At 53.5% G+C, this 13,996-nt stretch carries 7 rRNA genes; all 7 read right to left on the minus strand.

The annotated features are described in order from the left end of the window. Positions 1 to 291: 291 nt before the first annotated feature. Positions 292 to 408: ribosomal RNA gene (rrf, locus tag AS189_RS02335) — 5S ribosomal RNA — on the minus strand. A 235-nt stretch (positions 409 to 643) separates the two neighbouring features. After that, positions 644 to 3,817: ribosomal RNA gene (locus AS189_RS02340) — 23S ribosomal RNA — on the minus strand. Positions 3,818 to 4,385: 568 nt separating this feature from the next. After that, positions 4,386 to 5,919: ribosomal RNA gene (locus AS189_RS02345) — 16S ribosomal RNA — on the minus strand. Between the two features lie 1,112 nt (positions 5,920 to 7,031). Continuing rightward, positions 7,032 to 7,148: ribosomal RNA gene (rrf, locus tag AS189_RS02355) — 5S ribosomal RNA — on the minus strand. A 230-nt stretch (positions 7,149 to 7,378) separates the two neighbouring features. After that, positions 7,379 to 10,552, minus strand: a 23S ribosomal RNA gene (locus tag AS189_RS02360). A 566-nt stretch (positions 10,553 to 11,118) separates the two neighbouring features. After that, positions 11,119 to 12,652 (minus strand): 16S ribosomal RNA (locus tag AS189_RS02365). 1,112 nt (positions 12,653 to 13,764) lie between these two features. Next, a 5S ribosomal RNA gene (gene rrf, locus AS189_RS02375) occupies positions 13,765 to 13,881 on the minus strand. The 16S, 23S and 5S rRNA genes sit together here, the layout of an rRNA operon. Positions 13,882 to 13,996: the final 115 nt, after the last annotated feature.

A 13,996-nucleotide genomic window follows, 5' to 3' on the forward strand; every position in this document is an offset into this window, starting at 1 on the left:
GCCGGCGAAGCCGGTGCCGCCCTTCTGGTGCGGTGCCGGTGGTGGGGTAGCTGCTGTGGGGTGAGCAGAGCGGCTTTAAACAGTGGTGGCCACCCGGGGTGGGGGTGGCCTTGAATAGTGGTGTTGGGGGTGCGTAGGGGTTTTGCTCGTCGTGAGCTCTAGGGCCCGGGGCTTTGCGTGAAAGTCGTTCCGTGAAATAAGGGGTGTCATGTTCCGTGAAAAGAGGGGTGTTAAATGTGGGGAGGCCCCACACCAGTGTTGGTGTGGGGCCTCGACCCTTTTTTACGTGTTGTCCGGCGGTGTCCTACTCTCCCACATCCTCACGAATGCAGTACCATCGGCGCTGTGGGTCTTAGCTTCCGGGTTCGGAATGGGACCGGGCGTTTCCCCCACGCTATGACCACCGTAACTCGTTCCCCAGTTCCAGTTTCCTGGTTGGGTGGCTTGTTGGGTGTTCTTGTTATGGAACAACAGTATTTTATTATACAGGCTCTTCGTGTTTCTCTTTTCACCAGGAACTGGTGGGTAGAGTCACAGTAAAGGAACCTGTTTTTTTGGTTTCAACTTAACAAATCCTTGATGGGTTTGTTGGTTGGGAACCACATAGTGAACGCGAGCATACTCATGTCATATAAGAGTGTGTGTGGTGTAAGTTATCGGCCTATTAGTACCGGTCAGCTTCACGAGTCTTTAGTCCTCGCTTCCACATCCGGCCTATCAACCCAGTGGTCTGCTGGGGGCCTCTCACACGTTTAGGTGTATGGAAATCTCATCTTGAAGCGGGCTTCCCGCTTAGATGCTTTCAGCGGTTATCCCATCCGAACGTAGCTAATCAGCGATGCACTTGGCAGTACAACTGACACACCAGAGGTTCGTCCGTCCCGGTCCTCTCGTACTAAGGACAGACCTTCTCAAATTTCCTGCGCGCGCAGCGGATAGGGACCGAACTGTCTCACGACGTTCTAAACCCAGCTCGCGTACCGCTTTAATGGGCGAACAGCCCAACCCTTGGGACCTACTCCAGCCCCAGGATGCGACGAGCCGACATCGAGGTGCCAAACCATGCCGTCGATATGGACTCTTGGGCAAGATCAGCCTGTTATCCCCGAGGTACCTTTTATCCGTTGAGCGACGGCCATTCCACAATGTGCCGCCGGATCACTAGTCCCGACTTTCGTCCCTGCTCGAGGTGTCCCTCTCACAGTCAAGCTCCCTTGTGCACTTACACTCGAAACCTGATTGCCAACCAGGCTGAGGGAACCTTTGGGCGCCTCCGTTACTTTTTAGGAGGCAACCGCCCCAGTTAAACTACCCATCAGGCACTGTCCCTGACCCGGATTACGGGCCGAAGTTAGATGTCCAAAGTGACCAGAGTGGTATTTCAACGATGACTCCACAACAACTAGCGTTGTCGCTTCACAGTCTCCCACCTATCCTACACAAGCCACTCCGAACACCAATACCAAACTATAGTAAAGGTCTCGGGGTCTTTCCGTCCTGCTGCGCGTAACGAGCATCTTTACTCGTACTGCAATTTCGCCGAGTTTATGGTTGAGACAGCGGGGAAGTCGTTACTCCATTCGTGCAGGTCGGAACTTACCCGACAAGGAATTTCGCTACCTTAGGATGGTTATAGTTACCACCGCCGTTTACTGGGGCTTAAATTCTCAGCTTCGCTCAACAAGTTGAGCTAACCGGTCCTCTTAACCTTCCAGCACCGGGCAGGAGTCAGTCCATATACATCGTCTTGCGACTTCGCATGGACCTGTGTTTTTAGTAAACAGTCGCTTCCCCCTGGTCTCTGCGGCCCACACACGCTCACGGACAGCTAGTGTCCTTCACATGGCAGGCCCCCCTTCTCCCGAAGTTACGGGGGCATTTTGCCGAGTTCCTTAACCATAATTCTCTCGATCGCCTTAGTATTCTCTACCTGATCACCTGTGTCGGTTTGGGGTACGGGCGGTTTGAACCTCACGTCGATGCTTTTCTAGGCAGCATAGGATCACCGAATTCCCCCATGCGGGGGTCCCATCAGATCTCAGAATCGTCATTGAAGACAACACAACGGATTTGCCTATCGTGTTTCCTACGTCCTTAGACCGGGACTACCATCGCCCGGCTCGGCTACCTTCCTGCGTCACACCTGTTAATACGTTTACATCCCCAACTCAGGTCCCACGCTCCCCACACACCCTGGTCCCGAAGGACACTCAATGGTGGTTTGGGTGGTTAGTATTATTGGTTCAATAGGGGCGGTTCTTCACCGGTACGGGAATATCAACCCGTTGTCCATCGACTACGCCTGTCGGCCTCGCCTTAGGTCCCGACTTACCCAGGGCAGATTAGCTTGACCCTGGAACCCTTGATCATTCGGCGGACGGGTTTCTCACCCGTCTTTCGCTACTCATGCCTGCATTCTCACTCGTGTAGGCTCCACCGCTAGTTCACACTGCGACTTCAATGCCTACACGACGCTCCCCTACCACTCCAAACCCCTGAACCAAAGGACGAACCTACTGGCTAGGGCAATGTTTGAAATCCACAACTTCGGCGGTGTACTTGAGCCCCGCTACATTGTCGGCGCGGAATCACTTGACCAGTGAGCTATTACGCACTCTTTTAAGGATGGCTGCTTCTAAGCCAACCTCCTGGTTGTCTAAGCAATCCCACATCCTTTCCCACTTAGCACACGCTTAGGGGCCTTAGTTGGTGGTCTGGGCTGTTTCCCTCTCGACTATGAAGCTTATCCCCCACAGTCTCACTGCTACGCTCTGACTTACCGGCATTCGGAGTTTGGCTGACGTCAGTAACCTTGTAGGGCCCATTAGCCATCCAGTAGCTCTACCTCCAGTAAGAAACACGCAACGCTGCACCTAAATGCATTTCGGGGAGAACCAGCTATCACGAAGTTTGATTGGCCTTTCACCCCTACCCACAGCTCATCCCCTCCATTTTCAACTGAAGTGGGTTCGGTCCTCCACGCGCTCTTACACGCGCTTCAACCTGGCCATGGGTAGATCACTTCGCTTCGGGTCTAGATCACGCCACTAAACTCGCCCTATTCAGACTCGCTTTCGCTACGGCTTCCCCACACGGGTTAACCTCGCGACGTAACACTAACTCGCAGGCTCATTCTTCAAAAGGCACGCCATCACAAGAACAACTACACCCAAAGGTGCACGCTTGCTCTGACGGATTGTAAGCACACGGTTTCAGGTACTATTTCACTCCCCTCCCGGGGTACTTTTCACCTTTCCCTCACGGTACTTGTCCGCTATCGGTCATTAGGTAGTATTTAGGCTTATCAGGTGGTCCTGACAGATTCACACGGGATTTCTCGGGCCCCGTGCTACTTGGGATACTTTCCAGGGAGTGCACTGCATTTCAGTTACGGGACTCTCACCCTCTACGGTCGGCCATTCAAAACCGTTCACCTATACATGCACCATTCCCCTCACTGATCCGGCAGAATCAGAACGGTAAGTCCCACAACCCCGCACCATGCAACGCCCGCCGGCTATCACACATGACACGGTTTAGCCTGATCCGCGTTCGCTCGCCACTACTAACGGAATCACTATTGTTTTCTCTTCCTGTGGGTACTGAGATGTTTCACTTCCCCACGTTCCCTCCACACACCCTATATATTCAGGTGCAGGTCACCACCTCGGCTTACACCGGGTAGCGGGGTTCCCCCATTCGGACACCCTCGGATCAAAGTTTGGTTATCAACTCCCCGAGGCTTATCGCAGATTCCTACGTCCTTCTTCGGCTCCTAATGCCAAGGCATTCACCGTGTGCCCTTAAAAACTTGACCACACACAAGCGGGTCAAACACAACACAACACCCCACAAAGAGGCCCTGCATCATGATTTATGTATCTTGATTATCGAGAGAACCATGAAAACATCAACCACACCACAAAAGGATGCAGCATCAGATCCAGGTTCATTCATTTTCTCAAAGAAATTGCTTTCTTATAAAAGATGCTCGCGTTCACTATGTAGTTCTCAAACAACAACCCCACCACACACATCCCCACCAACAAACACCAAAGTGTCTTTCGTCAGTAAGTCCGTTATGTGCAGGAAACCAGGCACAACACAACTCCAACCCGAAGGAAGGAACGTTGTTGTTCCAGGACCCAACAGTGTGCCAAACACCACCCACCACAACACAACAATCCTTGATGAACTTTTCCTCCCACCCCCAAAGGGACGGTGTACTCGATTCAGATCGCCATGTACCAGCAGGCACCTATTTTATTGATATTCCACCCTTGAGCAACTCACCCAGAAACATGCGTTCTGGCAATGAGTCTTTACTCCTCACACCACCAATACGTCTCCATGCGGAGCCGATCGTGGCGTTTGGTGCTCCTTAGAAAGGAGGTGATCCAGCCGCACCTTCCGGTACGGCTACCTTGTTACGACTTAGTCCCAATCGCCAGTCCCACCTTCGACAGCTCCCTCCCCACAAGGGGGTTAGGCCACCGGCTTCGGGTGTTACCAACTTTCGTGACTTGACGGGCGGTGTGTACAAGGCCCGGGAACGTATTCACCGCAGCGTTGCTGATCTGCGATTACTAGCGACTCCGACTTCATGGGGTCGAGTTGCAGACCCCAATCCGAACTGAGACCGGCTTTTTGGGATTAGCTCCACCTCACAGTATCGCAACCCATTGTACCGGCCATTGTAGCATGCGTGAAGCCCAAGACATAAGGGGCATGATGATTTGACGTCGTCCTCACCTTCCTCCGAGTTGACCCCGGCAGTCTCCTATGAGTCCCCACCATTACGTGCTGGCAACATAGAACGAGGGTTGCGCTCGTTGCGGGACTTAACCCAACATCTCACGACACGAGCTGACGACAACCATGCACCACCTGTAAACCGACCGCAAGCGGGGCACCTGTTTCCAGGTATTTCCAGTTCATGTCAAGCCTTGGTAAGGTTCTTCGCGTTGCATCGAATTAATCCGCATGCTCCGCCGCTTGTGCGGGCCCCCGTCAATTCCTTTGAGTTTTAGCCTTGCGGCCGTACTCCCCAGGCGGGGCACTTAATGCGTTAGCTACGGCGCGGAAAACGTGGAATGTCCCCCACACCTAGTGCCCAACGTTTACGGCATGGACTACCAGGGTATCTAATCCTGTTCGCTCCCCATGCTTTCGCTCCTCAGCGTCAGTTAATGCCCAGAGACCTGCCTTCGCCATCGGTGTTCCTCCTGATATCTGCGCATTTCACCGCTACACCAGGAATTCCAGTCTCCCCTACATCACTCTAGTCTGCCCGTACCCACCGCAGATCCGGAGTTGAGCCCCGGACTTTCACGGCAGACGCGACAAACCGCCTACGAGCTCTTTACGCCCAATAATTCCGGATAACGCTTGCGCCCTACGTATTACCGCGGCTGCTGGCACGTAGTTAGCCGGCGCTTCTTCTGCAAGTACCCTCAACCACACAACGTGTGGCCTTGTTCCCTACTGAAAGAGGTTTACAACCCGAAGGCCGTCATCCCTCACGCGGCGTCGCTGCATCAGGCTTTCGCCCATTGTGCAATATTCCCCACTGCTGCCTCCCGTAGGAGTCTGGGCCGTGTCTCAGTCCCAGTGTGGCCGGTCACCCTCTCAGGCCGGCTACCCGTCGTCGCCTTGGTGAGCCATTACCTCACCAACAAGCTGATAGGCCGCGAGTCCATCCAAAACCAATAAATCTTTCAACTAAACCCCATGCGAGGTAAAGTCAATATCCAGTATTAGACCCCGTTTCCAAGGCTTATCCCAGAGTTAAGGGCAGGTTACTCACGTGTTACTCACCCGTTCGCCACTAATCCCCCGCAAGCGGGTTCATCGTTCGACTTGCATGTGTTAAGCACGCCGCCAGCGTTCATCCTGAGCCAGGATCAAACTCTCCGTTAATAACTAAACAGACACACACAATCACACCGGAAAAAGGTAATGAAAGCATGCACTAAATTCGAAACCAGCTAAACGATCATGCATCACCACAGGGGCGGCAACACACAACCAAATAACCAATTCAATATAAATAAATTGGTATCAATAAAACTTGGCACACTATTGAGTTCTCAAACAACAACCACACTCAGCCAACACATACACAAACCAAACAGTCCGTGATGATCAGTGCCGAGGCAACTTTTCAAGCTTACCCGAAACATTTCAACAAAGCAAATCCACTAAACCGTGAACCACACCATCAAAACATGAGAAGTAAACCGGCAAAACCGGCCACAAAACTCGGGCTTATCGTTCCCCCATCAACCGGGGCAACTCGAAAAACAATACACACCTTTGACCCTCAACACCAACTCCAAACACCGTGACCCCTACCACCTCTCGCAGAGCCGATCTGAACTAGCGCCGGCACCAGCTCAAACCACACCTTGTTCCGGGCGATTCTTTCGCTGGCTTCGGACGAGTTCAGCCCACGACGCAACACGCACTGCATGGCTCTGCTGCGAGCTCACGCACTGACACCAGGATCATGCAAACCCCCTAAACATCAGAGCATGCCAGCTCACCCCATTGCTCAGCACCACAACCTACAGCGGTCCTCAGAGAGCCCTGCACCAAAGGAGCCCCCGGCATGACCGCCCTTCATCATGGGATCCAGGAAGTAAATGCCCTGTCCCATGACGGCAACCACCAGCTCCCGGCCAGGTATCCCTTAACAGCGATCAAAACCTACCCACCATCAGGATCCGGGCGAGGGGTTAGCAACCCGCCTCAAACGCTAAACCAGCCCCTTGGCCGGCCTTAGCTGCTGGTCGCTAAGCAATGGCGGCCTCCTGGTTGGTGGTGCCGGCGAAGCCGGTGCCGCCCTTCTGGTGCGGTGCCGGTGGTGGGGTAGCTGCTGCTGGGGTGAGCAGAGCGGCTTTAAACAGTGGTGGCCACCCGGGGTGGGGGTGGCCTTGAATAGTGGTGTTGTGGTTGTGGTTGTGGGTGTTAAATGTGGGGAGGCCCCACACCAGTGTTGGTGTGGGGCCTCGACCCTTTTTTTACGTGTTGTCCGGCGGTGTCCTACTCTCCCACATCCTCACGAATGCAGTACCATCGGCGCTGTGGGTCTTAGCTTCCGGGTTCGGAATGGGACCGGGCGTTTCCCCCACGCTATGACCACCGTAACTCGTTCCCCAGTTCCAGTTTCCTGGTTGGGTGGCTTGTTGGGTGCTCTTGGAGCAACAGTATTTTATTATACAGGCTCTTCGTGTTTCTCTTTTCACCAGGAACTGGTGGGTAGAGTCACAGTAAAGGAACCTGTTTTTTTGGTTTCAACTTAACAAATCCTTGATGGGTTTGTTGGTTGGGAACCACATAGTGAACGCGAGCATACTCATGTCATATAAGAGTGTGTGTGGTGTAAGTTATCGGCCTATTAGTACCGGTCAGCTTCACGAGTCTTTAGTCCTCGCTTCCACATCCGGCCTATCAACCCAGTGGTCTGCTGGGGGCCTCTCACACGTTTAGGTGTATGGAAATCTCATCTTGAAGCGGGCTTCCCGCTTAGATGCTTTCAGCGGTTATCCCATCCGAACGTAGCTAATCAGCGATGCACTTGGCAGTACAACTGACACACCAGAGGTTCGTCCGTCCCGGTCCTCTCGTACTAAGGACAGACCTTCTCAAATTTCCTGCGCGCGCAGCGGATAGGGACCGAACTGTCTCACGACGTTCTAAACCCAGCTCGCGTACCGCTTTAATGGGCGAACAGCCCAACCCTTGGGACCTACTCCAGCCCCAGGATGCGACGAGCCGACATCGAGGTGCCAAACCATGCCGTCGATATGGACTCTTGGGCAAGATCAGCCTGTTATCCCCGAGGTACCTTTTATCCGTTGAGCGACGGCCATTCCACAATGTGCCGCCGGATCACTAGTCCCGACTTTCGTCCCTGCTCGAGGTGTCCCTCTCACAGTCAAGCTCCCTTGTGCACTTACACTCGAAACCTGATTGCCAACCAGGCTGAGGGAACCTTTGGGCGCCTCCGTTACTTTTTAGGAGGCAACCGCCCCAGTTAAACTACCCATCAGGCACTGTCCCTGACCCGGATTACGGGCCGAAGTTAGATGTCCAAAGTGACCAGAGTGGTATTTCAACGATGACTCCACAACAACTAGCGTTGTCGCTTCACAGTCTCCCACCTATCCTACACAAGCCACTCCGAACACCAATACCAAACTATAGTAAAGGTCTCGGGGTCTTTCCGTCCTGCTGCGCGTAACGAGCATCTTTACTCGTACTGCAATTTCGCCGAGTTTATGGTTGAGACAGCGGGGAAGTCGTTACTCCATTCGTGCAGGTCGGAACTTACCCGACAAGGAATTTCGCTACCTTAGGATGGTTATAGTTACCACCGCCGTTTACTGGGGCTTAAATTCTCAGCTTCGCTCAACAAGTTGAGCTAACCGGTCCTCTTAACCTTCCAGCACCGGGCAGGAGTCAGTCCATATACATCGTCTTGCGACTTCGCATGGACCTGTGTTTTTAGTAAACAGTCGCTTCCCCCTGGTCTCTGCGGCCCACACACGCTCACGGACAGCTAGTGTCCTTCACATGGCAGGCCCCCCTTCTCCCGAAGTTACGGGGGCATTTTGCCGAGTTCCTTAACCATAATTCTCTCGATCGCCTTAGTATTCTCTACCTGATCACCTGTGTCGGTTTGGGGTACGGGCGGTTTGAACCTCACGTCGATGCTTTTCTAGGCAGCATAGGATCACCGAATTCCCCCATGCGGGGGTCCCATCAGATCTCAGAATCGTCATTGAAGACAACACAACGGATTTGCCTATCGTGTTTCCTACGTCCTTAGACCGGGACTACCATCGCCCGGCTCGGCTACCTTCCTGCGTCACACCTGTTAATACGTTTACATCCCCAACTCAGGTCCCACGCTCCCCACACACCCTGGTCCCGAAGGACACTCAATGGTGGTTTGGGTGGTTAGTATTATTGGTTCAATAGGGGCGGTTCTTCACCGGTACGGGAATATCAACCCGTTGTCCATCGACTACGCCTGTCGGCCTCGCCTTAGGTCCCGACTTACCCAGGGCAGATTAGCTTGACCCTGGAACCCTTGATCATTCGGCGGACGGGTTTCTCACCCGTCTTTCGCTACTCATGCCTGCATTCTCACTCGTGTAGGCTCCACCGCTAGTTCACACTGCGACTTCAATGCCTACACGACGCTCCCCTACCACTCCAAACCCCTGAACCAAAGGACGAACCTACTGGCTAGGGCAATGTTTGAAATCCACAACTTCGGCGGTGTACTTGAGCCCCGCTACATTGTCGGCGCGGAATCACTTGACCAGTGAGCTATTACGCACTCTTTTAAGGATGGCTGCTTCTAAGCCAACCTCCTGGTTGTCTAAGCAATCCCACATCCTTTCCCACTTAGCACACGCTTAGGGGCCTTAGTTGGTGGTCTGGGCTGTTTCCCTCTCGACTATGAAGCTTATCCCCCACAGTCTCACTGCTACGCTCTGACTTACCGGCATTCGGAGTTTGGCTGACGTCAGTAACCTTGTAGGGCCCATTAGCCATCCAGTAGCTCTACCTCCAGTAAGAAACACGCAACGCTGCACCTAAATGCATTTCGGGGAGAACCAGCTATCACGAAGTTTGATTGGCCTTTCACCCCTACCCACAGCTCATCCCCTCCATTTTCAACTGAAGTGGGTTCGGTCCTCCACGCGCTCTTACACGCGCTTCAACCTGGCCATGGGTAGATCACTTCGCTTCGGGTCTAGATCACGCCACTAAACTCGCCCTATTCAGACTCGCTTTCGCTACGGCTTCCCCACACGGGTTAACCTCGCGACGTAACACTAACTCGCAGGCTCATTCTTCAAAAGGCACGCCATCACAAGAACAACTACACCCAAAGGTGCACGCTTGCTCTGACGGATTGTAAGCACACGGTTTCAGGTACTATTTCACTCCCCTCCCGGGGTACTTTTCACCTTTCCCTCACGGTACTTGTCCGCTATCGGTCATTAGGTAGTATTTAGGCTTATCAGGTGGTCCTGACAGATTCACACGGGATTTCTCGGGCCCCGTGCTACTTGGGATACTTTCCAGGGAGTGCACTGCATTTCAGTTACGGGACTCTCACCCTCTACGGTCGGCCATTCAAAACCGTTCACCTATACATGCACCATTCCCCTCACTGATCCGGCAGAATCAGAACGGTAAGTCCCACAACCCCGCACCATGCAACGCCCGCCGGCTATCACACATGACACGGTTTAGCCTGATCCGCGTTCGCTCGCCACTACTAACGGAATCACTATTGTTTTCTCTTCCTGTGGGTACTGAGATGTTTCACTTCCCCACGTTCCCTCCACACACCCTATATATTCAGGTGCAGGTCACCACCTCGACTTACACCGGGTAGCGGGGTTCCCCCATTCGGACACCCTCGGATCAAAGTTTGGTTATCAACTCCCCGAGGCTTATCGCAGATTCCTACGTCCTTCTTCGGCTCCTAATGCCAAGGCATTCACCGTGTGCCCTTAAAAACTTGACCACACACAAGCGGGTCAAACACAACACAACACCCCACAAAGAGGCCCTGCATCATGATTATGTATCTTGATTATCGAGAGAACCATGAAAACATCAACCACACCCCAAAAGGTGCAGCATCAGATCCAGGTTCATTCATTTTCTCAAAGAAATTGCTTTCTTATAAAAGATGCTCGCGTTCACTATGTAGTTCTCAAACAACAACCCCACCACACACATCCCCACCAACAAACACCAAAGTGTCTTTCGTCAGTAAGTCCGTCATGTGCAGGAAACCAGGCACAACACAACTCCAACCCGAAGGAAGGAACGTTGTTGTTCCAGGACCCAACAGTGTGCCAAACACCACCCACCACAACACAACAACCCTTGATGAACTTTTCCTCCCACCCCCAAAGGGACGGTGTACTCGATTCAGATCGCCATGTACCAGCAGGCACCTATTTTATTGATATTCCACCCTTGAGCAACTCACCCAGAAACATGCGTTCTGGCAATGAGTCTTTACTCCTCACACCACCAATACGTCTCCATGCGGAGCCGATCGCGGCGTTTGGTGCTCCTTAGAAAGGAGGTGATCCAGCCGCACCTTCCGGTACGGCTACCTTGTTACGACTTAGTCCCAATCGCCAGTCCCACCTTCGACAGCTCCCTCCCCACAAGGGGGTTAGGCCACCGGCTTCGGGTGTTACCAACTTTCGTGACTTGACGGGCGGTGTGTACAAGGCCCGGGAACGTATTCACCGCAGCGTTGCTGATCTGCGATTACTAGCGACTCCGACTTCATGGGGTCGAGTTGCAGACCCCAATCCGAACTGAGACCGGCTTTTTGGGATTAGCTCCACCTCACAGTATCGCAACCCATTGTACCGGCCATTGTAGCATGCGTGAAGCCCAAGACATAAGGGGCATGATGATTTGACGTCGTCCTCACCTTCCTCCGAGTTGACCCCGGCAGTCTCCTATGAGTCCCCACCATTACGTGCTGGCAACATAGAACGAGGGTTGCGCTCGTTGCGGGACTTAACCCAACATCTCACGACACGAGCTGACGACAACCATGCACCACCTGTAAACCGACCGCAAGCGGGGCACCTGTTTCCAGGTATTTCCAGTTCATGTCAAGCCTTGGTAAGGTTCTTCGCGTTGCATCGAATTAATCCGCATGCTCCGCCGCTTGTGCGGGCCCCCGTCAATTCCTTTGAGTTTTAGCCTTGCGGCCGTACTCCCCAGGCGGGGCACTTAATGCGTTAGCTACGGCGCGGAAAACGTGGAATGTCCCCCACACCTAGTGCCCAACGTTTACGGCATGGACTACCAGGGTATCTAATCCTGTTCGCTCCCCATGCTTTCGCTCCTCAGCGTCAGTTAATGCCCAGAGACCTGCCTTCGCCATCGGTGTTCCTCCTGATATCTGCGCATTTCACCGCTACACCAGGAATTCCAGTCTCCCCTACATCACTCTAGTCTGCCCGTACCCACCGCAGATCCGGAGTTGAGCCCCGGACTTTCACGGCAGACGCGACAAACCGCCTACGAGCTCTTTACGCCCAATAATTCCGGATAACGCTTGCGCCCTACGTATTACCGCGGCTGCTGGCACGTAGTTAGCCGGCGCTTCTTCTGCAAGTACCCTCAACCACACAACGTGTGGCCTTGTTCCCTACTGAAAGAGGTTTACAACCCGAAGGCCGTCATCCCTCACGCGGCGTCGCTGCATCAGGCTTTCGCCCATTGTGCAATATTCCCCACTGCTGCCTCCCGTAGGAGTCTGGGCCGTGTCTCAGTCCCAGTGTGGCCGGTCACCCTCTCAGGCCGGCTACCCGTCGTCGCCTTGGTGAGCCATTACCTCACCAACAAGCTGATAGGCCGCGAGTCCATCCAAAACCAATAAATCTTTCAACTAAACCCCATGCGAGGTAAAGTCAATATCCAGTATTAGACCCCGTTTCCAAGGCTTATCCCAGAGTTAAGGGCAGGTTACTCACGTGTTACTCACCCGTTCGCCACTAATCCCCCGCAAGCGGGTTCATCGTTCGACTTGCATGTGTTAAGCACGCCGCCAGCGTTCATCCTGAGCCAGGATCAAACTCTCCGTTAATAACTAAACAGACACACACAATCACACCGGAAAAAGGTAATGAAAGCATGCACTAAATTCGAAACCAGCTAAACGATCATGCATCACCACAGGGGCGGCAACACACAACCAAATAACCAATTCAATATAAATAAATTGGTATCAATAAAACTTGGCACACTATTGAGTTCTCAAACAACAACCACACTCAGCCAACACATACACAAACCAAACAGTCCGTGATGATCAGTGCCGAGGCAACTTTTCAAGCTTACCCGAAACATTTCAACAAAGCAAATCCACTAAACCGTGAACCACACCATCAAAACATGAGAAGTAAACCGGCAAAACCGGCCACAAAACTCGGGCTTATCGTTCCCCCATCAACCGGGGCAACTCGAAAAACAATACACACCTTTGACCCTCAACACCAACTCCAAACACCGTGACCCCTACCACCTCTCGCAGAGCCGATCTGAACTAGCGCCGGCACCAGCTCAAACCACACCTTGTTCCGGGCGATTCTTTCGCTGGCTTCGGACGAGTTCAGCCCACGACGCAACACGCACTGCATGGCTCTGCTGCGAGCTCACGCACTGACACCAGGATCATGCAAACCCCCTAAACATCAGAGCATGCCAGCTCACCCCATTGCTCAGCACCACAACCTACAGCGGTCCTCAGAGAGCCCTGCACCAAAGGAGCCCCCGGCATGACCGCCCTTCATCATGGGATCCAGGAAGTAAATGCCCTGTCCCATGACGGCAACCACCAGCTCCCGGCCAGGTATCCCTTAACAGCGATCAAAACCTACCCACCATCAGGATCCGGGCGAGGGGTTAGCAACCCGCCTCAAACGCTAAACCAGCCCCTTGGCCGGCCTTAGCTGCTGGTCGCTAAGCAATGGCGGCCTCCTGGTTGGTGGTGCCGGCGAAGCCGGTGCCGCCCTTCTGGTGCGGTGCCGGTGGTGGGGTAGCTGCTGCTGGGGTGAGCAGAGCGGCTTTAAACAGTGGTGGCCACCCGGGGTGGGGGTGGCCTTGAATAGTGGTGTTGTGGTTGTGGTTGTGGGTGTTAAATGTGGGGAGGCCCCACACCAGTGTTGGTGTGGGGCCTCGACCCTTTTTTTACGTGTTGTCCGGCGGTGTCCTACTCTCCCACATCCTCACGAATGCAGTACCATCGGCGCTGTGGGTCTTAGCTTCCGGGTTCGGAATGGGACCGGGCGTTTCCCCCACGCTATGACCACCGTAACTCGTTCCCCAGTTCCAGTTTCCTGGTTGGGTGGCTTGTTGGGTGTTCTTGTTATGGAACAACAGTATTTTATTATACAGGCTCTTCGTGTTTCTCTTTTCACCAGGAACTGGT

The organism is Arthrobacter alpinus (genome assembly GCF_001445575.1).
GTDB classification, from domain to species: domain Bacteria; phylum Actinomycetota; class Actinomycetes; order Actinomycetales; family Micrococcaceae; genus Specibacter; species Specibacter alpinus_C.